This window comes from Pseudomonas sp. Choline-02u-1 (assembly GCF_002836515.1).
Lineage (GTDB): Bacteria > Pseudomonadota > Gammaproteobacteria > Pseudomonadales > Pseudomonadaceae > Aquipseudomonas.
Genome location: NZ_PJBC01000065.1, coordinates 325,660 through 346,001 on the forward strand (window position 1 = coordinate 325,660; position 20,342 = coordinate 346,001).

Here is a 20,342-nt window from a genome sequence, read left to right on the forward strand (position 1 = left end):
ACTCTCTGAAATCTAGGGGGGTGCCCCTAACTGCGATGACCTTCACGGCTTCCTCTCTCTTCAAAGCGGCCCGTACTATACACAATGTGCATTTCGTACTGGGGCACAATAATGAGCTTGGAAGGTAAAGCCTTACTACGCAGCCATTGCGTAATGTGCAGGTTCTTCGAGGGGGTATAAAAGGCCCAGATCGTTGGAGCGGATGTAGAGAGTCAGGGAGATTTCTTTGGTCTCGACATTCGGGTGGAACTGATACAGCAGGTGGCACGGCGGCAGGGCCATTTCATCGAGTTGGGCGCAGTTCCAGCCGTGGAACAGAATGCGGCGGCTGCCCGGATCCTTGATGATCGTGTCGACGCACTGGCGCACCTGATCGATCGCCTTGTACAGCACGACGTAGGCCTGGCCGTCTTCTTCGCCCTGAGCGATCTGCTTGTAGCCATTGCTCAGGGTTTGTTCGATGGCGGCCGTATTGCTCAGCGGGATCTGCTTGTACGCCGGCCATTTACGCCACTGCACGCCGTAGATTTCGCCGAGGTCGTCGTCGCCCTGACGGAACGGGTTGGCCAGCCACTGCGCGTTTTCGTTGGCGTTCTGGTCCCAGACCTTGCAGCCCAGCGCGCGGAATTCAGCGGCGTTGTTCACGCCACGCAGAAAGCCGCACATCTCGCCGATGGCCGATTTGAAGGCCATTTTGCGCGTGGTGATCGCCGGGAAGCCTTCCTGCAGATCGAAACGCAGCATCGCCCCCGGGAAACTGATGGTGTTGATGCCGGTGCGGTTGGCCTGCTTGGTGCCGTTCTGAATGACGTGCGAGACCAGTTCGAGATATTGCTTCATGAGTTACCTGTGTCCTTTGAGCCCCGGCGTTGCGCGCCGGGGTTCGTAGTTTATGCCGTCGGTGCGAGCGGCGCTGCCGGGGCGCGACGATAGGCCAGCCAGATCAGGAACAGCCCGCCGACGATCATCGGCACGCAGAGCACCTGGCCCATGGTCAGCCAGTTCCACGCCAGATAACCCAACTGGGCATCAGGCACGCGGACGAACTCGACGATGAAACGGAAGATGCCGTAGAACAGCGCGAACATGCCCGACACTGCCATGGTTGGCCGCGGTTTGCGCGAGAAGATCCACAGGATCAGGAACAGTGCCACGCCTTCGAGGGCGAACTGATACAGCTGCGACGGGTGGCGCGGCAACTGCGCCGGATCGCTGAAAGGCGGGAACACCATGGCCCATGGCACGTCGGTGGCCTTGCCCCACAGCTCGGCGTTGATGAAGTTGCCGATGCGCCCGGCGCCCAGGCCGATCGGCACCATCGGCGCGACAAAGTCCATCAACTGGAAGAACGACTTGCCATTGCGCTTGCCGAACCACAGGGCCGCGAGCATCACGCCGATGAAGCCGCCATGGAACGACATGCCGCCCTTCCACACTTCGAAAATCAGCGTCGGGTTGGCCAGATAAGCGCTCAGGTCGTAGAACAGCACGTAACCCAGACGGCCGCCGACGATCACGCCCATCGATAGCCAGAACACCAGGTCGGAGAGTTTCTCCTTGGTCCAGGTCGGGTCGAAACGATTGAGCCGGCGCGACGCCAACAGCCACGCGCCGCCGATGCCGATCAGGTACATCAGACCGTACCAGTGGATTTTCAGCGGACCGATGGCCAGGGCCACCGGGTCGATCTGCGGGTAAGGCAGCATTGCGACTCCTCGTAAGAGTGAAACCAGAATTCCCGGGCGACACTGCCACCACAGGATTAAGCCAGGATTTTTACAGCAGGAAGCTCAACCCGACGCTGAACAGCAAAGCGGCGAACAGCCGTTTCAGCAAACGCGGCGACAACCTGTGCGCCAGACGCGCGCCGAGACGGGCGAAAACCATGCTGGTCAGGGCAATGCCCAACAACGCCGGCAAATACACAAAACCGAGACTATGCGGTGGCAACAACGGATCGTGCCACCCCAGAATCATGAAACTTGCCGCACTGGCCAAAGCGATCGGCAGACCACACGCCGACGACGTCGCCACAGCCTGCTGCATTGGCACGCTGCGCCAGGTCAGAAACGGCACGGTCAGCGAGCCGCCACCAATGCCGAAGATCGCCGAGGCCCAGCCAATCACCGTGCCAGCGGCAGTCAGACCGAGCTTGCCCGGTACCGTTCGACTGGCCTTGGGTTTGACATCCAGCGCCAGTTGCACGGCAATCACCAGAGCAAATACGCCGATGATTTTTTGCAGGTTCGGCCCGGAGATCGCCTCTGCCGTCAGCGCGCCGAAACCGGCGCCGAGCAGAATACCCAAGGTCATCCAGCGAAAAATCGCCCAGCGCACTGCGCCGCGACGGTGATGTTCACGCACGGCGTTGACCGAGGTGAATATGATCGTCGCCAGCGACGTCCCCACCGCCAGATGCGTGAGGATCGACTGATCGAAACCTTGCAGGGTGAAACTGAACACCAGCACCGGGACGATGATGATCCCGCCGCCAACGCCAAACAGCCCGGCGAGCACGCCCGCACAGGCGCCGAGCGCCAGGTAGAGCAGAAATTCCATGACCGTCTCCAGCACGCGTCGGCAAAACAGGAGCGGCATGTTAACGGATGCGCAGCCTTCTGCTCCACTGGCGATGGATGCACGGACGCCGGATGCGTAGAGTGGGCAAAAAACACACAAGGACCACCTTATGTGCCTGATCGTTTTCGCCTGGCGCCCGGGCCATGCCCAGCCGCTGATCGTCGCGGCCAACCGCGACGAGTTCTACGCCCGCCCCAGCCTGCCATTGGCGCCATGGCCCGAGGCGCCGCATGTGCATGCCGGGCGCGATCTTGAAGCCGGCGGCACCTGGCTGGGGATCGGCGCCAACGCGCGCTTCGCTGCGCTGACCAATATCCGCGATCCGCAGCAGCTGCCCGCAACCAAATCCCGTGGCGAACTGGTGGCGCGTTTTCTCACGGGTAATCTGTCGATTGATGATTATTTGAGCGATGTGGTGGGCCGTGCAGCGGAATATGCCGGGTTCAATCTTCTGCTGGGCAATGCCCATGAGTTGTGGCATTTCAATGCGAGAGCGTCGGAGGCGGTGATGCTGCAACCGGGGATCTATGGATTATCCAACGCGGGGCTTGATACGCCGTGGCCGAAACTGCTCAAGGCCAAGGCTGCGTTGAATGCGGTACTGGATGATCCGCAGCCTGAGCGGTTGCTGGCCTTGCTGAGCGATGCGCAGACCGCACCCGAGGCCGAGTTGCCGGATACCGGGGTGGGCCTGGCAACGGAAGCGTTGTTGTCGAGTGTGTTCATTGCCAGCCAGAGTTATGGCACGCGGGCGAGTACAGCGTTGATCGTGCAGGCAGACGGGACGCGGCGAATGGTAGAGCGCAGCTTTGGGCCGTATGGCGGGCATTTGGGCGAGGTGGAAGTTACCCTTTAGCGGCGTTTGAACTGACGTATTCGCGAGCAAGCCCGCCTCCCACATTCGACCGCGTTGTAGAACTCGGTCAAATGTGGGAGCGGGCTTGCTCCGGGCGGCGTTCCGACGAAGAGGCCCTCAAGGTTCTAGAAAGCCTTGGTGACGACCGGGGAATTCATCTTCGCCAGGCCAAGATTCTTCAGCGCCAGTTGCAGCGAGCTGTGGATAACTTGCGGGTTATCGATCTTCATCAGTTCCGCCAGCATCTCCTGCGCCTTGCTCAGGTTCACCTGGCGCAGCATCCACTTCACCTTCGGCAGGTTGGTGGCGTTCATCGACAGGCTGTCGAAACCCATCGCCATCAACAGCACTGCCGCCGCCGGATCACCGGCCATTTCGCCGCAGATGCTCACCGGTTTGCCTTCGGCGTGCGCATCGGTGACCACGGTTTGCAGGGCTTGCAGCACCGCCGGGTGCAGATAGTCGTAGAGATCGGCCACACGCGGGTTGTTGCGGTCTACCGCCAGCAGATACTGAGTCAGGTCGTTGGAGCCGACCGAGAGGAAGTCGACCATCCGCGCCAGCTCTTTGGTCTGGTACACCGCGGCCGGGATTTCAATCATCACGCCGATCGGCGGCATCGGCACGTCGGTGCCTTCGTCGCGCACCTCGCCCCAGGCGCGGTGGATCAGGTGCAGGGCTTCTTCGAGTTCGTGGGTGCCGGAGATCATCGGCAGCAGAATCCGCAGGTTGTTCAGGCCTTCGCTGGCCTTGAGCATCGCACGGGTCTGCACCAGGAAGATTTCCGGGTGGTCGAGGGTGACGCGAATACCGCGCCAGCCGAGGAACGGGTTGTCTTCCTTGATCGGGAAGTACGACAGCGACTTGTCACCGCCGATGTCGAGGCTGCGCATGGTCACCGGTTGCGGGTGGAACGCGGCGAGCTGTTCGCGGTAGATCGCCAGTTGTTCCTTCTCGCTCGGGAAGCGCTGGTTGATCATGAACGGCACTTCGGTGCGGTACAGGCCGACCCCTTCGGCGCCACGCTTCTGCGCCCGCGCCACATCGGCGAGCAGACCGGTGTTGACCCACAGCGGCATGCGGTGGCCATCAAGGGTCACGCACGGCAGGTCGCGCAGGGTATCGAGGCCCAGCGCCAGTTGCTTCTCTTCTTCGACGACTTCAGCGAACTGCTTGCGCAGCACTTCGCTCGGGTTGGTGTAGACCTCGCCGCGGGTGCCGTCGACGATCATTTCGATACCGTCGACCTTGGCGTACGGCAGGTCGACCAGACCCATCACGGTCGGAATGCCCATGGCCCGGGCGAGAATCGCGACGTGGGAGTTACCCGAACCGAGCACCGAAACCAGACCGACCAGCGTGCCTTCCGGCACCTCGCCGAGCATCGCCGGCGTCAGCTCTTCGCTGACCAGAATGGTTTTTTCCGGGTAGACCAGATTCTGCTGGCGCTCTTCCTGCAGATAGGCGAGCAGACGGCGGCCAAGGTCTTTGACGTCCGAGGCGCGCTCGCGCAGGTAGGCATCGTCCATCAGTTCGAAACGGTTCACGTGCTCAGTGACCACCTGGCGCAGCGCGCCCTGAGCCCACTGGCCGGTCTTGATCACGGTGGTGATTTCGCTGCCCAGCGAGGCATCGTCGAGCATCATCAAGTAAACGTCGAACAACGCGCGCTCTTCCGGGCGCAGTTGGGTCGCCAGTTTGGCGGACAACGCGCGCATGTCGGCGCGCACGCCTTCGATGGCGGTCTTGAACAGCGCCAGTTCAGCGTCGATGTCAGTGATGGTCTTGTCCGGCACCACGTCCAGATCCGCCGGTGGCAGCATGACCACGGCGGTACCGACGGCAGCACCGGGCGAACCCGGCACGCCGACGAATTTGGCTTCCTGAATGCCCTTGCCCTGCCGGCCCAGGCCACGGATCGAGCCGGTGGCCTCGGCGTGGGCGATAACGCCGGCGAGCTGCGCGCTCATGGTCACGAGGAAGGCTTCTTCGCCTTCGTCAAACTGACGACGTTCTTTTTGCTGAATGACCAACACGCCGACGACGCGGCGGTGGTGAATGATCGGTGCACCGAGGAACGAGGCGTAACGCTCTTCACCGGTTTCAGCGAAGTAGCGGTAACGAGGGTGAACCGAAGCGTTTTCCAGGTTCAGGGGTTCTTCACGCGTGCCGACCAGACCGACCAGACCCTCGTTGGGGGCCATGCTGACCTTGCCGATCGAGCGCTTGTTCAAGCCCTCGGTGGCCATCAGGACGAAGCGATTGGTTTCCGGATCAAGCAGGTAGACCGAGCAGACCTGGCTGCCCATGGCCTCTTTGACGCGCAACACAATAATCCCCAACGCCGCCTTGAGATCCTTGGCGGAGTTAACTTCCTGGACGATCTTGCGCAGCGTATTGAGCATGGCTCGGGGTCGAACTCCGTCGTCAGTCGCGCGCTAAAAGGCGCGGGGCAAGCTCTTTGAGAGCGCGTCGATACACCTCGCGCTTGAATGTCACCACCTGGCCCAACGGATACCAATAACTGACCCAGCGCCAGCCATCGAACTCCGGTTTACCGGTCAAATCCATCCGCACCCTCTGCTCGTTGGAGATCAGGCGCAGGAGAAACCATTTCTGTTTCTGGCCGATGCACAGCGGTTGGCTGTGGGTACGCACCAGGCGTTGCGGCAAACGATAGCGCAACCAGCCTCGGGTACAGGCCAGTATTTCAACATCTTCACGTTCCAGGCCAACTTCTTCGTTCAGCTCGCGGTACAAGGCGTCTTCCGGCGTCTCCTCGGGGTTGATTCCCCCTTGCGGAAACTGCCAGGCGTCCTGATTGATACGGCGAGCCCATAGCACCTGGCCGGCGTCATTCGTCAGAATGATCCCGACATTGGGGCGGAAACCATCGGGGTCGATCACGGCAACAACCTCGCAAACGCATGTCGCCGCATTGTTCCACAAAGCTTGAGCAGGCGGCAACGAAGGTTCCTACCTTATGTGCACTCTTGTGAAAAGACCGTATTCTTGTCGCCTTTTTACTGACTTTTCAGCGGGTAACTGCAATGCGCCTGGCTCTATTCGATTTGGACAACACCCTTCTGGGCGGCGACAGCGATCACGCTTGGGGCGACTATCTGTGCGAGCGCGGCTTCCTCGACCCGATCGCCTACAAGGCGCGCAACGACGAGTTCTATCAGGATTACCTGGCCGGCAAGCTGGACAACGCTGCCTACCTGAATTTCTGCCTGGAGATCCTCGGCCGCACCGAAATGGCCGTGCTCGACGCCTGGCACAGCGATTACATGCGCGACTGCATCGAGCCGATCATGCTGCCCAAGGCACTTGAGCTTCTGAAAAAACACCGCGACGCCGGCGACAAACTGGTGATCATCACCGCCACCAACCGCTTCGTCACCGCGCCGATCGCCGTGCGCCTGGGCGTGGAAACCCTGATCGCCACCGAGTGCGAAATGGTCGATGGCCGCTACAGCGGGCGCAGCACCGACATTCCGTGTTTCCGTGAAGGCAAGGTGACGCGCCTGAATCGCTGGCTGGAAGAGACCGGGTATTCGCTTGAGGGCAGCTATTTCTATAGCGATTCGATGAATGATTTGCCGTTGCTGGAGCAGGTGGCGAATCCGGTGGCGGTTGATCCGGACCCGAATCTGCGCGCCGAGGCCGAGAAGCGTGGTTGGCCGGTGATCAGTCTTCGCGGCTGAAATGGCCATCGCTGGCAAGCCAGCTCCCACAGGTTTTTCGGGTGGTCACACAATCTGTGTTCACTGAAAATCCTTGTGGGACCTGCCAGCGATAGGGGCGACCCGGTCTCAAGCCCTAAACAGGCTTGGCCCCCATCAACGCCGCAATGGCCAGAAATCCAACACCGCTGACTATCGCCAGTGCCAGACTGAATGTGCGGCTACCCACTCCGGTAGTCCATAGCCGATCCAGCCGAACCAGCAGCCAGACTGCACTGAACGTGGCCACGGCATAGATCACGCTGGAGCCCAGAATCCACAATTGCCCCAATGGCCAGCCGATCAGGTGCACCAGCCACCAGCCGGTGAACGGCATGCTGAGTATGCCGATCAGCATCAGACACCAGATGAACAGCCAGGGCCGCCGCATCGTACTGGCAGGCCCTTCGCTGCGGTTACGCCAGGTCAGGGCGGCGAGCCCCAGCCCGCTCGCGAGGATGACCACGGTCGCCGCGACGTGAAGGACTTTCAGGGTGGTCAGGGTTTCCATGTCGTTCCCATTCGTAATTCCATGCACATCAGCGTAGTCGCTCAGCCGAGAAACAGCTGATAGGCCGGGTTGTCGCTTTCATCCCAGTACGGGTAGCCGATTTGCGCCAGCGCAGCCGGCACCAGGTGGCGCTCGTCGTGGGGCACTTGCAGGCCGGCGACTACACGGCCGTCCGCCGCGCCATGGTTACGATAGTGGAACATCGAGATGTTCCAGCGCCCCCCCAGCTTGCTGAGGAAGTTGAACAGCGCGCCCGGCCGTTCCGGAAATTCGAAACGCAGCACCACTTCATCGACCACTTGCGCGGCGCGGCCGCCGACCATGTGGCGAATGTGCAACTTGGCCAGTTCGTTGTCGGTCAGGTCGACCACCGGAAAACCTTGCTCGGTCAGGCTCGCCAGCAGTGCGCTGCGCGGGTCGTTGTCCGGGTGGGTCTGCACGCCAACGAAAATGTGCGCTTCGCTGCCGGTGTTGTAGCGGTAATTGAATTCGGTGATCTGGCGCTTGCCGATGGCTTCGCAGAAGGCCTTGAAGCTGCCGGCCTGCTCGGGGATGGTCACGGCGATGATCGCTTCGCGACCTTCGCCAAGCTCGGCGCGTTCGGCGACATGGCGCAAGCGGTCGAAATTGACGTTGGCGCCGGAGTCGATGGCGACGAAAGTCTGGCCGCTGACACCGCGCTGCTCAACGTATTTCTTGATCCCGGCCACGCCCAGGGCGCCGGCAGGTTCGGTGATCGAGCGGGTATCGTCGTAGATATCCTTGATCGCCGCACAAATCTCATCGGTGCTGACGGTGATCACTTCATCGACATGATCCTTGCAGATTTCAAAGGTGTACTGGCCAATCTGCGCCACCGCCACGCCGTCGGCAAAGATGCCTACGGTCGGCAGAACGACACGCTCGCCCGCCGCCATTGCCGCTTGCAGGCAATTGGAATCGTCTGGCTCGACACCGATGACCTTGATGTCCGGGCGCAGGTATTTCACGTACGCGGCGATCCCGGCGATCAGGCCGCCGCCACCGACCGGGACGAAAATCGCGTCCAGTGGCTGTGGGTGCTGACGCAGGATTTCCATCGCCACGGTGCCTTGCCCGGCGATGGTGTGCGGGTCGTCGTAGGGATGAATGTAGACGTAGCCTTTCTCATCGACCAGTTTCAGCGAGTAGGCCAGCGCTTCCGGGAACGAGTCACCGTGCAGCACGACTTTACCGCCGCGCGAACGCACGCCTTCGACCTTGATTTCCGGGGTGGTCTTGGGCATGACGATGGTGGCTTTGACACCCAGCACTTTCGCCGCCAGCGCCAGGCCCTGCGCATGGTTGCCCGCCGAGGCGGTGACCACGCCACGGGCGCGCTCTTCGTCGCTCAGTTGCGTCAGCTTGTTGTAGGCCCCGCGAATCTTGAAGGAGAACACTGGTTGCAAGTCTTCGCGCTTGAGCCAGATGTCATTGCCCAGCCGCTCGGAGAGCTGACGGGCGTTGTGCAGCGGGGTTTCTACGGCAACGTCATAAACGCGCGAGGTGAGGATCTTTTTGACGTACTGTTCAAGCATCGGAAAGCATCACTGAGCGGTTGGGCGGGACCCGGGAGTCTAACCCGGCTTTTGCCGATGCGACCACACGAATCCAGAGGTTTTAGCCGCGCTTGCGGCTATAATGCCGGCCTTTCTGCCCAACCCTTGCCCGCTTTCGGAGCCCGCATGACCCAGGATCAACTCAAACAGGCCGTGGCCCAGGCCGCCGTCGACTTCATCCTGCCGAAACTCGACGACAAGAGCATCGTCGGCGTCGGCACCGGCTCCACCGCCAACTGCTTCATCGACGCCCTGGCCCAGCACAAGGGCGCGTTCGATGGCGCGGTCGCCAGCTCCGAAGCCACCGCCGCGCGCCTCAAGGGCCACGGCATTCCGGTGTACGAGCTGAACACGGTCAGCGACCTGGAGTTCTACGTTGACGGCGCCGATGAAAGCGACGCGCACCTGAACCTGATCAAGGGCGGCGGTGCGGCCCTGACCCGCGAGAAGATTGTCGCCGCCGTGGCCAAGACCTTCATCTGCATCGCCGACGCCAGCAAACTGGTGCCGGTGCTCGGCGAGTTTCCGCTGCCGGTGGAAGTGATCCCGATGGCCCGCAGCCACGTGGCGCGCCAACTGGTGAAACTCGGCGGCGACCCGGTGTACCGCGAAGGCGTGCTGACCGACAACGGCAACATCATCCTCGACGTGTTCAACCTGCAGATCACCAACCCGGTGGAGCTGGAAGCGCAGATCAACGCCGTCGTCGGCGTGGTCACCAACGGCCTGTTCGCCGCGCGCCCGGCGGATCTGTTGCTTCTGGGCACCAGTGAAGGCGTGAAAACCCTGAAGGCTGAGTAACAGACTGCCCGATTTTTTGCGGACAGATATCGAACCTGTGGGAGCGGGCTTGCTCGCGAATGCGCCGGATCAGTCAACACTTAGGGTGACTGATCGACCGCTTTCGCGAGCAAGCCCGCTCCCACAGTGTTTTGTGATGTCAGTTAGTTTGGTGTGGGCTTTTTGAAGACGTAAAACAGATTCGGCTCGCTCACCAGATACAGCGTGCCGTCATCATCCATCGCAATCCCCTCGGCCTGCGGCACGGTTTTCTGCAAACCCTGGCGTCCGCCGCTGATCGACATGGTGCTCAACGGGCGGCCGTCGACATCCAGCTCAATGATCAGCCGCGATTCATCCGACAGCGCCAGCAAGTGCCCGCTGCGCTCGTCGTATTGCAGACTCGAAAGATCACGCACAAACATCCCGGCATCGCGCTTGGGGTTGTTGATCACGTGTACGGCGTAGGTCTTGTCCGGTTTGAAGTGCGGAAAACCGTGAACTTCATAGATCAGCATCGGGTCGCGCTCCTTCGCTACAAACAGCCGTTTGCCCACCGAATCGTAAGCCAACCCTTCGAAACCCTTGTTGCTGGACATGTGCACGCCGAGGGTCATTTGCTCGGCATCCTCGGCATCGAGAAAAGTGGTGTCTGCCTCGAGGTGGATTTTGATCAGGCGTTGCTGGCGCTCATCGGTGATCACGTAGGTGTCGGCGCTGATGTATTCGACGGCTTCCGGGTCGCCGAAACCGACCAGCGCGATGCGTCGCAGGACCTTGCCTTCCAGCGACAGTTCGATCAGTTCGGAATTCTTGTTGGTCACGGTGAACAGGCTTTTGCGCACCGGATCGTAGGTCAGCGCCGAGACATCATCGTCGAGCCCCTCGATCGGCCGCGCCTCGATCGTCACCCGATATTGGTCGAGGCCGATCGCCTCGCTGCTCAGCGGCTGCCACAGCGTGTGCAGGTTGAACCAGGCGCGCTCGAACAGGCGCAGGTATTGACCGATCGCGATCAACGCGACCAGGACAATCATCAACAGCAGGAGAATCAACGGTTTGGGACGGGCAAGTCGACGCATTCAGGCAGGCTCGGATTCAAGACAGGCCGATGAAATATCACGCCCGTCTGAACTGAAGCTTAATGGCCACTTGCCGCCCACGACAACTGCACGATTCCGCAATAGCTGTAGGAAAACTTACTGATGTTTTTCGAAGCGGTAGAACAGGTTCGGTTCGCTGACCATGTACAGCGTGCCGTCCTCATCCATGGTCATACCCTCGGCGCGGGGAATGGTGTCTTTCAGACCATTGAAATTCCCCAGCAGCGTCATGAAGCTGACTTGCTTGCCGGCCTCGTCCAGCTCCAGCAACAGATGCGAATCGGCCGACAGCACCAGCAGATGGCCAGTGCGCGGATCGACGGCCAGCGCCGACAGGTTGCGCAGGTCCAACTGATTGCTGGCCAGCTTCTGCTTGTCGCCCAGAAGGGTCTGGCCGCCGTCGCTTTTCCAGGTGAACAGGGCCGGCGGGCGCTCTTCACCCAGCACCAGCTGCTGATTGTGCGGATCCCACGTGATGGCCTCGAAGGCCTTGTTCTGATCCTTCGAGGGCCCGAGGTCGTATTTCGGGAAGTCGGCGATGTTCAGCTCACGAGTCGCGGCATCGACTTTGACGATCGACAACGTATGCTCACGTTCATCAACAATCGCCAACAACCCGTTTTCCATGACGGTCAGGCCTTCGGGATTGCTCCAGCCCACCAGCGGCATCTTGCGCAACACGTCGCCCTGCAGCGTCAGCTCGACGAGGAAGGCATTCTTGCCCATGACTGCAAACAGGGTCTTGGTCTGCCGGTTGTAGGCCAGGTCCGAGGCTTCGTCCTTCTCCATGCCCGGCAACGGTTTGGCGTCGATCACCACCTGATAATCCGGCAGCCATACGCTCTCCTTGCGCTCGGCCTTGCTCTCGAAGCGCTCCAGCACCCACAGCACGCCGCGATCATCCCAATGCATGGCGAAGGCCAGTCCATAAGCCGCAGCGATGGCCAGCAACAGCCAGGCATACCAGCGCAGGACAAAGCGCGAACGGGAGGAGGATTTCTGCTGAGTTCGAGATGCCATCGAGGGATGCGTTCCGTGAGTTCAGGCCAAGGGTAATAGCACAAAGAGGCCGGCTGAGACGCCAGAATCGCGGGAATTATCCAGACAGGATGTGAAAAAAACAGGAAATGGCGGGATTGCCCGATTTCCGAGCGATCACAAAGCCCCTGTGGGAGCGAGCTTGCTCGCGAATGCGGTGGGTCAGCGACATCGTTGCCGACTGACACTACGCTTTCACGAGCAAGCCCGCTCCCACAGGGAGGGTGTTGCGGTGAAGAACTTAGCGCACGCTGCTGTTGAAGCTGCTCGCCCCTGGCAGCTCGAGGACGATCTCATCGCCGACGTTCAGCGGGCCGACACCCACCGGCGTGCCGGTCAGGATCACGTCACCGGCCTGCAGCGAGAAGCAGCCGGCCATGTGCTGGATCATCGGCACGATCGGGTTGAGCATTGCGCTGCTGTTGCCGTCCTGGCGCACTTGCCCGTTGATGGTCAAGCGGATGCCGATGTCGGTCAGGTCAGCGAAAGTGCTGCCGACCACGAACGGGGCGATCACTGCCGCGCCGTCGAACGACTTGGCGATTTCCCACGGCAGGCCCTTGGCTTTGAGCTCGGCCTGCTTGTCACGCAGGGTCAGGTCCAGCGCCGGGGCGAAGCCGGAGATCGCATCGAGCACTTCTTCGCGGCTTGGTCTGGTCGACAGCGGCTTGCCGATCAGCACCGCGATTTCCGCCTCGTAATGCACCGAACCGCGCTCGGTTGGGATGCTGAAGCCGTCTTCCAGCGGTACCACGCAACTGCCCGGCTTGATGAACAGCAGCGGCTCGGTCGGCACCGGGTTGTCCAGCTCCTTCGCGTGTTCGGCGTAATTGCGGCCAATGCACACGACTTTCCCGATCGGGAAGTGGATGCGCGTGCCGTCGACATACTGGTGCTGATAGCTCATTTACCGACTCCTGCCTTCATTGATTCATCAGAGATTGCTGATCAAACCGGGAAAATCTTGCCCGGGTTCATGATGCCGTTCGGGTCGAACACTGCCTTGACCGCTTTCATGTACTCGATCTCGGCCGGCGAGCGGCTGTAGGTCAGGTAATCACGCTTGGTCATGCCCACGCCATGTTCGGCCGAGATCGAGCCGTTGTACTTCTCGACGGTTTCGAACACCCACTTGTTGACGGTGGCGCACTTGGCGAAGAACTCGTCCTTGCTCAGATTTTCCGGCTTGAGGATGTTCAGGTGCAGATTGCCGTCGCCGATGTGGCCGAACCAGACAATCTCGAAATCCGGGTAGTGCTCGCCGACGATCGCGTCGATTTCGCGCAGGAACGCCGGCACTTTCGAGACGGTAACCGAGATGTCGTTCTTGTACGGCGTCCAGTGGGAAATGGTTTCGGAAATGTACTCGCGCAGCTTCCACAGATTGTGCAACTGGGTTTCGCTCTGGCTCATCACGCCGTCGAGCACCCAGCCCTGTTCTACGCAGTGTTCGAAGGTCTCCAGCGCGCTGTTGGCCACTTCTTCGGTGGTCGCTTCGAATTCCAGCAGGGCGTAGAACGGGCAGTCGGTGTCGAACGGCGCCGGCACATCGCCGCGGCCCATGACTTTGGCCAGGGCCTTGTCGGAGAAGAATTCGAAGGCGGTCAGGTCGAGCTTGCCCTGGAAGGCGTGCAACACCGGCATGATCGAATCGAAATCGGCGGTGCCGAGGACCATGGCAGTGAGGTTTTTCGGTGCGCGATCCAGGCGCATGGTCGCTTCGACGACGAAACCGAGGGTGCCTTCGGCGCCGATAAACAGCTGCCGCAGGTCGTAACCGGTGGCGTTCTTGATCAGGTCCTTGTTTAGCTCGAGCACGTCGCCCTTGCCGGTGACGACTTTCATGCCGGCGACCCAGTTACGGGTCATGCCGTAGCGAATCACTTTGATCCCGCCGGCATTGGTGCCGATGTTGCCGCCAATCTGGCTGGAACCCGCCGAGGCAAAGTCGACCGGATAGTACAGGCCGTTTTCTTCAGCGACGTTCTGCAAATGCTCGGTGACCACGCCTGGCTGGCACACGGCGGTACGGTCGGTGAGGTTGATGTCGAGAATCTGGTTCATGTAATCGAACGAGACGACCACTTCGCCATTGGCCGCCACCGCAGCGGCGGACAACCCGGTGCGCCCGCCGGACGGTACCAGCGCGACCTTGTGCCTGTTGGCCCAATGCACCACGGCCTGCACTTGCTCGATGGTCTTGGGAAACACGATGGCGCTCGGCGCCGGAGCGAAGTGCTTGGTCCAATCCTTGCCGTAAGCATTCAGGGAGTCGGCGTCGGTCAGGACCTTGCCGGGCTCGACCAGGGTCTTCAGTTCATCAATCAGCGCAGGATTGGTCATCGACAGAACTCTCGAACAATTCATGGTCATCCTGAGAACGCTTCACGTCGCAGGAATGAGTGTTTAGCGGGGTGGCTATGCTAGCATACCGACCCCGCAGGACAGTGCCCAAGGCCAGATCCGCGGTGACGGCTTTGTTGCCGTGCGGGTCAGCTCCAGGCTGCTCCCTCCCTGCCATTTTTCTCCGGGATACAGGTTTACGCAGATGAGCAAGACTTCTCTCGATAAGAGCAAGATCAAGTTCCTTCTTCTCGAAGGCGTCCACCAATCGGCTGTCGACGTCCTCAAGGCGGCGGGCTACACCAGCATCGAGTACCACACCAGTTCTCTGCCGGATGCCCAGCTCAAGGAAAAGATCGCTGACGCTCACTTCATCGGCATTCGCTCGCGCACGCAACTGACCGAAGAGATCTTCGATCACGCCAAGAAGCTGGTCGCGGTCGGCTGTTTCTGCATCGGCACCAACCAGGTTGACCTGGGCGCAGCCCGCGAGCGCGGCATCGCCGTGTTCAACGCGCCGTACTCCAACACCCGCTCGGTCGCCGAGCTGGTATTGGCCGAAGCGATCCTGCTGCTGCGCGGCATCCCGGAGAAAAACGCTTCCTGCCACCGTGGCGGCTGGATCAAGTCCGCAGCCAACTCCTTCGAGATCCGTGGCAAGAAGCTGGGCATCGTCGGCTACGGCTCGATCGGCACGCAGTTGTCGGTTCTGGCCGAAGGCCTGGGGATGCAGGTGTTCTTCTATGACACCGTGACCAAGCTGCCGCTGGGCAACGCCACGCAGGTCAACAACCTGCACGAGCTGCTGGGCATGTCCGACATCGTCACCCTGCACGTTCCGGAAACCGCCGCCACTCAGTGGATGATCGGCGAGAAGGAGATCCGTGCAATCAAGAAGGGCGGCATCCTGATCAACGCCGCGCGCGGCACCGTGGTCGAGCTGGATCACCTGGCAGCTGCGATCAAGGACAAGCACCTGATCGGCGCAGCCATCGACGTGTTCCCGGTCGAACCACGCTCTAACGACGAAGAGTTCGAAAGCCCGCTGCGTGGCCTCGACAACGTGATCCTGACCCCGCACATCGGTGGCTCGACCGCCGAAGCGCAAGCCAACATCGGTCTGGAAGTGGCGGAAAAACTGGTCAAGTACAGCGACAACGGTACGTCGGTGTCGTCAGTCAACTTCCCGGAAGTGGCACTGCCGGCTCACCCTGGCAAACACCGCCTGCTGCACATCCACGAGAACATCCCGGGTGTGATGAGCGAGATCAACAAGGTCTTCGCCGAAAACGGCATCAACATCTCAGGTCAGTTCCTGCAGACCAACGAGAAGGTCGGCTACGTGGTGATCGACGTAGACGCCGAATACTCGGAGCTGGCGCAAGAGAAGCTGCAACACGTCAACGGCACTATCCGTAGTCGCGTGCTGTTCTAAGCACAGCGTTCGTAGCGCAAGAAAAAGGGAGCCCCACAGGGCTCCCTTTTTTTATTTCACGTTTACCGTGATTTTTTCGGAAACGATCGACGGGGCGAACGGCATGTGGCCGCTGTCGCCGAGGATCAGTTGCAAGGTGTGCTTGCCCGGGGCCAGTTTGATCGTGGCTTCGGTCTGCGCCTTGCCGAAATGCATGTGGTGGGCGTCAGTCGGGATCGGCGCGCCTTCGGCCGGCAAATCATCGACGTCGATCAGCAAATGATGGTGGCCAGTGTTTTTGGTGACGTCACCCGCCGGGGCCAGCGCGATGTTCTTGACGCCGAACTTGACCTTGAATTCCTGCGAGACGGTGGCGCCGTCCTCGGGAGAAACGATGAACACTTCAGCATCCTTCGGCGCCGGCGTCGCCGCACTGGCCAGCACCGAAACACCCATCAGCACACCGGCCAACGCTGCACGTGACATAAAGCTTTTCATTTTCTTCTCCAGTTTTTCCGTAAAATCCGCATGGTCATGACAACTTCATGTCCATTCGTTGTCGAAGGCACTCGACAACCATAGCAAAGCGAGCCTGAATCAGAGCGTCGCGATAATGATTTCAAAGGAGTGACCATGCGCCTGCTGCCTGGCCTGTTCTGCCTGCTACCCCTTCTGAGCCCGCTGGCTCACGCCGAACTGATTGATGACGTCAACGACCGTGGCGAGCTGCGCATAGCCCTTGAGGCTAATACACCGCCCTTCAATTACAAGGAAGGCGACACACTCACGGGGTTCGAGGTCGAGCTTGGGCAACTTTTGGCCAAAGAGCTGGATGTACGCGCCGATTTCATCGTCACCGACGAAGGCGATCTGCTCCAGGGCGTCGAAAGCGGCAAGTACGACGTCGCGCTCAACCACATAGCACTGACACCCGAACTCAAGGATCGTTTCGACTTCAGCGAGCCGTACGGCCAGGTCAATGCGCAGCTGCTGGCGAAGAAAGATGAGACGCCACGACCGATGGTGCTGGTGCAGGCGCTGACCGAAGAGAAGCCGAAAGTTGCGGCGCCGGTGGAATTGGCGATCCCGTTTCAGAAAGGCAACCCGGCGTTCCAGGCCAGCCTCAAGAGCGCGCTGGAACGGATCAAGGCGGATGGGCGGCTGGCGGCGCTGTCGGAAAAGTGGCTCACCGAATCCAATTGAACACCCCCCCCCTGTGGGAGCGGGCTTGCTCGCGAAAGCGGCGTGTCAGGCTCATCTGAATCGCCAGACACACCGCCTTCGCGAGCAAGCCCGCTCCCACAAGGCAGATGTGGTGTGTCTTAGTCGAGTCGGGCCAGGGCAGCCGCGGCTAGCGGCAACTCAAGCTCACTGAACACTTGAACCCCATGGCGCTTGAGCAGCGCCGCCGTCACCCCTTCGCCGGAGACTTTCACTCCGCTGAATGTCCCATCGTAAGTCAGCAAATTCCCGCAAGAGGGGCTGTTGGCCTTGAGCACCGCGACGCGAATGCCGTGTTTGCGCACCAACGCCAGCGCCTGCCGCGCACCGTCGAGAAACTGCGCACTGACATCCTCGCCTTCGGTGGTCATCACCGCAGCAGTGCCATCGAGCACCTCGCCACCCTGCCCGCCGGGAATTTCCGCTGCCGCCCGTGGCGTCGGCAAGCCACCGGCCACCTCCGGACACAACGGCACCACCCGTCCCTCGGCAATCCAGTGCTCAAGCAGATCAAACGGACCGCTGGCGCCACCGTCATATCGCACGCGATGGCCCAACAGGCAGCGGCTGACCAGGATCTTTTCCATCGTCAGAACGGCTCGTTGCCACGGCGACGAAACCAACCGGTCAGCGACAGCCGCTCGCGATAGGCCGGCAATACTTCGTGCGGTACTTCGCCGGAGAGAAACACCACCAGACAACCCCCGGTAGGCTGCACGTCATGCACGCGCTCATCACCCAGATACATGCGCAACTGGCCACCGTCCTCCGGCAGCCAGGCGTCGTTGAGGTAGATTACCGCCGAGACCATGCGTCGATCATCATCACGAAAGCGGTCGACGTGCTTGAGGTAAAACGCGCCGGGCGGGTACAGGGCGAAATGGCATTCGAAGTCTTCCAGCCCCAGAAACAGACCGCGATTGAGCGCCTCGCGCAGGCTGTCCATCAAACTCAGGTAGCGGTCAGTGGCGTCGGCCTGACCAGGGTCGATCCACTGAATGTGATCGCCGCGAATACCCTCGCGAATCTCCGAAAACGGCCCGCGCCCGACCGCCGCCGGCGCCAGTTCGCCTTCGGCTTCGCGTTGACGGCACTCGGCCGCCAGCGCCCGAGTCAGATCGGCGGGCAGGAAGATGTTCTGCTGCGACCAGCCATGTTCGGCCAGGTCGTCGACAATGCGTAACAGCAGCGGGTGTTCAGAGGATATCGGCATGGCGCGCATAGTATGCCGGCGGCAACAAATCCGACAGAGCCACGCAGCGGCTTGCTACGAATTCTCGACAAGTACCCGCACCGCACGGACAATAGTGCGCTGCTGACAGGAGTCCCTATGCGCCGTTTGCTTTTTTCACTGTTGATGTTCTGCGTATTGCCCGCCTGGGCGGACGGCCACGATCAGCTGTACAAGGTCGCCGGCTGGCCAGAACAACGCGCGCATTTCAACGATGCCCTGAGCGCAGCCCAGCAGCGCTATCAGAACAGCCTGCCGCCTGCGGTATTTCAAGCGCTGGTCAACAACAGCAATCAGCGCTTCGCCGCGCAGGCCATGGATCAACGCGCCGAAGCGCAACTGCGGCTGAAACTCGCCGACCCGAAACCGGCGCTGACCTTCTTCCAGTCACCACTGGGCAAGAAAATCGTCGCCGCCGAATTGCTCGCGACTCGCCGCGATCAGTTGGCAAAAAATGCCCAGGGTCTGCCAAAGATGCAGGCCAGCGACAGCCGTTTGCTGATCATCGGCCATCTCGCCCAGGCCTTGCCGGCCCGAGAGGCTGGCGCCGAGGTCAGTCTGGCAATTGCCGGCGTGGCGGCGGACAGTTTGAGTTCGATGATCCCGGGATTGCTGGGTGGCGGTCAGGCGCAAGGCATGTTGAATGGTCAGCGCCAACGGTTGATGGATCAGATCGGCGCGGATCTGAACAACACGCTGCTCTACGTCTATCGCGATTTGTCGGATGAAGAACTGGAAGAGTTTGCGACGTTTGCCGAGTCAACCGAGGGCAAGGCGTACTACCAGGCGGCACTGGCGGCGATTCGGGCGGGGTTGGCGGTCGGCCAGTGATGTTCGGTGCCTGAAAGATCACATCGCGAGCAGGCTCGCTTCCACAGGTTGTAATGCATTCCACTGTGGGAGCGAGCCTGCTCGCGAAGAGGCCCTCCCAGGCACTAGAGATTCCGGCCCCTGATCCGCTTGCTCAAGAATTCGAAATACTCCTCGCGCATCTCCGCCGTTTCATTCGCCAGATGATGCCGTGCCTCGGCCAACAGCAGAATCTGCGGCCGGTCGAACTTCCACTTCAACACTTGCAGATTGTGCTGCCAGTCCACGGTCATGTCCGCCTGCCCCTGAATGATCAGAGGTCGTCGCGGGCTTTTTTTCGCGTGCTCGACGCGGATGATCCAGCGCGACAGTGCGCCCACCCATCTCGTCGGCAGGCGCCTTGGCTGTAGCGGATCGGCTTGGAGAAACGGCAGGAAATCCGGATCGTTGGAGTTTTCGCTAAAGCGGCGCGCGATGCCCCGCACGAATGGCCGCAGCAAGTAATAACTCAGCTGCGACCAGCCCCACGCCCTCGGCCTTACCAACGGCGCGAGCAGAATCACCTGGCCTTGCGCCGGGCTGTTCTCGCCATGGTTGAGCAGGTGATCGACGACAATCGCGCCCCCGGTGCTCTGCCCGCACAAATGCCAAGGCTGCGGCAGCGCGATCGAGTTGGCTTCAGCGAACAACGCTTGCAGCATGTGCTGATATTCAGCGAAATCACGAATGCTCGCCCGTGGCCCGCTCGACAATCCGTGCCCCGGCAAGTCGCAGGCGATCACGGCAAAATCCTGATCCAGCGCCCACTCGATCACATGCCGGTACAGGCCGACGTGATCGTAGTAACCATGCAGCAGAAACAGCGTCGCCTTGACCTTCTCCGGCCACCAGCAATGGCTGACCAACTCGTAACCATCGACGTCGAAACGCCCCATGCCACGCCAGACATCGCGCTCGGCGAAGTCAGTCTTGTAGAAGCGCTGATAAGCCTTCGCCTCGTCCGATAACGGCTGCCACTCGGCCAACGGCTTGAGGCTCGCGCGTAAATGATCGGGGTCGAAAGTATCAGGCATGCGGACATTCCAAAGCGGTAAACAGACTTTATCGGCCTGCGATATTCATCTGTAGTGACAGACATGGCAAGCTAGCCGGC

The 20,342-nt window shown here is 60.8% G+C and carries 20 protein-coding genes and 1 pseudogene; 6 read left to right on the plus strand and 15 right to left on the minus strand.

Annotated elements, in window-relative coordinates; translation table 11 throughout:
* Nucleotides 1–171: 171 nt before the first annotated feature.
* The 3 genes and pseudogenes from thyA to CXF97_RS23080 form a co-directional block, all read right to left on the minus strand.
* A pseudogene (gene thyA / locus CXF97_RS23070) lies at nt 172–840 on the minus strand (thymidylate synthase); the annotation flags it as partial.
* A 50-nt stretch (nt 841–890) separates the two neighbouring features.
* Nucleotides 891–1,706 (minus strand): prolipoprotein diacylglyceryl transferase, encoded by an 816-nt coding sequence (gene lgt / locus CXF97_RS23075; protein WP_101161410.1) that lies wholly within the window; start codon nt 1,704–1,706, stop codon nt 891–893.
* 70 nt (nt 1,707–1,776) lie between these two features.
* The gene (locus tag CXF97_RS23080) at nt 1,777–2,559 is read right to left on the minus strand and encodes a sulfite exporter TauE/SafE family protein (protein ID WP_101161412.1); all 783 of its coding nucleotides are present in this window, start codon (nt 2,557–2,559) and stop codon (nt 1,777–1,779) included.
* A 130-nt stretch (nt 2,560–2,689) separates the two neighbouring features.
* Between CXF97_RS23080 and CXF97_RS23085 the strand changes: the two genes are divergently transcribed.
* Nucleotides 2,690–3,436 carry an NRDE family protein gene (locus CXF97_RS23085; protein ID WP_101161414.1) on the plus strand — a complete coding sequence of 249 codons (747 nt, stop codon included), beginning with the start codon at nt 2,690–2,692 and terminating at the stop codon, nt 3,434–3,436.
* Between the two features lie 125 nt (nt 3,437–3,561).
* Here the strand turns inward: CXF97_RS23085 and ptsP are convergent, their stop codons facing one another.
* A complete protein-coding gene (gene ptsP, locus CXF97_RS23090) occupies nt 3,562–5,841 on the minus strand; it encodes a phosphoenolpyruvate--protein phosphotransferase (protein WP_101161416.1) in 2,280 nt (759 codons plus the stop codon).
* 22 nt (nt 5,842–5,863) lie between these two features.
* Nucleotides 5,864–6,343 carry an RNA pyrophosphohydrolase gene (locus CXF97_RS23095; RefSeq protein ID WP_003229203.1) on the minus strand — a complete coding sequence of 160 codons (480 nt, stop codon included), beginning with the start codon at nt 6,341–6,343 and terminating at the stop codon, nt 5,864–5,866.
* A gap of 143 nt (nt 6,344–6,486) precedes the next feature.
* Here CXF97_RS23095 and CXF97_RS23100 point away from each other — a divergent pair, with 143 nt between their 5' ends.
* Nucleotides 6,487–7,143 carry an HAD family phosphatase gene (locus CXF97_RS23100; RefSeq protein WP_101161418.1) on the plus strand — a complete coding sequence of 219 codons (657 nt, stop codon included), beginning with the start codon at nt 6,487–6,489 and terminating at the stop codon, nt 7,141–7,143.
* Nucleotides 7,144–7,258: 115 nt separating this feature from the next.
* On the opposite strand, the gene CXF97_RS23105 is transcribed toward CXF97_RS23100, so the two are convergent.
* Together CXF97_RS23105 and ilvA are read right to left on the minus strand one after the other, a co-directional pair.
* On the minus strand, nt 7,259–7,672 hold the full coding sequence (locus CXF97_RS23105; RefSeq protein WP_101161420.1) for a DUF2269 family protein: 414 nt from the start codon (nt 7,670–7,672) through the stop codon (nt 7,259–7,261).
* Nucleotides 7,673–7,713: 41 nt separating this feature from the next.
* Nucleotides 7,714–9,228: a threonine ammonia-lyase, biosynthetic gene (gene ilvA / locus CXF97_RS23110; RefSeq protein ID WP_101161421.1), complete on the minus strand. Its 1,515-nt coding sequence runs from the start codon at nt 9,226–9,228 to the stop codon at nt 7,714–7,716.
* Nucleotides 9,229–9,375: 147 nt separating this feature from the next.
* Between ilvA and rpiA the strand changes: the two genes are divergently transcribed.
* A complete protein-coding gene (gene rpiA, locus CXF97_RS23115) occupies nt 9,376–10,050 on the plus strand; it encodes a ribose-5-phosphate isomerase RpiA (protein WP_101161423.1) in 675 nt (224 codons plus the stop codon).
* A gap of 143 nt (nt 10,051–10,193) precedes the next feature.
* Here the strand turns inward: rpiA and CXF97_RS23120 are convergent, their stop codons facing one another.
* From CXF97_RS23120 to CXF97_RS23135, 4 genes are all read right to left on the minus strand, one after another.
* Nucleotides 10,194–11,111: an SdiA-regulated domain-containing protein gene (locus CXF97_RS23120; RefSeq protein ID WP_101161425.1), complete on the minus strand. Its 918-nt coding sequence runs from the start codon at nt 11,109–11,111 to the stop codon at nt 10,194–10,196.
* A gap of 117 nt (nt 11,112–11,228) precedes the next feature.
* Nucleotides 11,229–12,152 carry an SdiA-regulated domain-containing protein gene (locus tag CXF97_RS23125; protein ID WP_101161427.1) on the minus strand — a complete coding sequence of 308 codons (924 nt, stop codon included), beginning with the start codon at nt 12,150–12,152 and terminating at the stop codon, nt 11,229–11,231.
* A gap of 259 nt (nt 12,153–12,411) precedes the next feature.
* The gene (locus CXF97_RS23130; protein WP_101161429.1) at nt 12,412–13,077 is read right to left on the minus strand and encodes a fumarylacetoacetate hydrolase family protein; all 666 of its coding nucleotides are present in this window, start codon (nt 13,075–13,077) and stop codon (nt 12,412–12,414) included.
* Nucleotides 13,078–13,118: 41 nt separating this feature from the next.
* On the minus strand, nt 13,119–14,513 hold the full coding sequence (locus CXF97_RS23135) for an FAD-binding oxidoreductase (RefSeq protein ID WP_101161431.1): 1,395 nt from the start codon (nt 14,511–14,513) through the stop codon (nt 13,119–13,121).
* Between the two features lie 205 nt (nt 14,514–14,718).
* Here CXF97_RS23135 and serA point away from each other — a divergent pair, with 205 nt between their 5' ends.
* Nucleotides 14,719–15,948, plus strand: a complete 1,230-nt coding sequence (serA, locus tag CXF97_RS23145; RefSeq protein ID WP_090287262.1) for a phosphoglycerate dehydrogenase — start codon at nt 14,719–14,721, stop codon at nt 15,946–15,948.
* 51 nt (nt 15,949–15,999) lie between these two features.
* Here serA and CXF97_RS23150 read toward each other — a convergent pair whose 3' ends face one another.
* A complete protein-coding gene (locus CXF97_RS23150) occupies nt 16,000–16,425 on the minus strand; it encodes a DUF4399 domain-containing protein (protein WP_101161433.1) in 426 nt (141 codons plus the stop codon).
* A 135-nt stretch (nt 16,426–16,560) separates the two neighbouring features.
* On the opposite strand from CXF97_RS23150, the gene CXF97_RS23155 reads away from it, so the two are divergent.
* Complete coding sequence (locus tag CXF97_RS23155) at nt 16,561–17,130, plus strand: transporter substrate-binding domain-containing protein (protein ID WP_101161435.1); 570 nt, start codon at nt 16,561–16,563, stop codon at nt 17,128–17,130.
* A 119-nt stretch (nt 17,131–17,249) separates the two neighbouring features.
* Here the strand turns inward: CXF97_RS23155 and CXF97_RS23160 are convergent, their stop codons facing one another.
* Together CXF97_RS23160 and CXF97_RS23165 are read right to left on the minus strand one after the other, a co-directional pair.
* On the minus strand, nt 17,250–17,735 hold the full coding sequence (locus CXF97_RS23160) for a DUF523 domain-containing protein (protein ID WP_101161437.1): 486 nt from the start codon (nt 17,733–17,735) through the stop codon (nt 17,250–17,252).
* Between the two features lie 2 nt (nt 17,736–17,737).
* On the minus strand, nt 17,738–18,370 hold the full coding sequence (locus CXF97_RS23165) for a 2OG-Fe(II) oxygenase (RefSeq protein WP_101161439.1): 633 nt from the start codon (nt 18,368–18,370) through the stop codon (nt 17,738–17,740).
* Nucleotides 18,371–18,478: 108 nt separating this feature from the next.
* On the opposite strand from CXF97_RS23165, the gene CXF97_RS23170 reads away from it, so the two are divergent.
* Nucleotides 18,479–19,210 carry a DUF2059 domain-containing protein gene (locus CXF97_RS23170; protein WP_101161441.1) on the plus strand — a complete coding sequence of 244 codons (732 nt, stop codon included), beginning with the start codon at nt 18,479–18,481 and terminating at the stop codon, nt 19,208–19,210.
* A gap of 104 nt (nt 19,211–19,314) precedes the next feature.
* On the opposite strand, the gene CXF97_RS23175 is transcribed toward CXF97_RS23170, so the two are convergent.
* Complete coding sequence (locus tag CXF97_RS23175) at nt 19,315–20,262, minus strand: alpha/beta hydrolase (RefSeq protein WP_101161443.1); 948 nt, start codon at nt 20,260–20,262, stop codon at nt 19,315–19,317.
* Nucleotides 20,263–20,342: the final 80 nt, after the last annotated feature.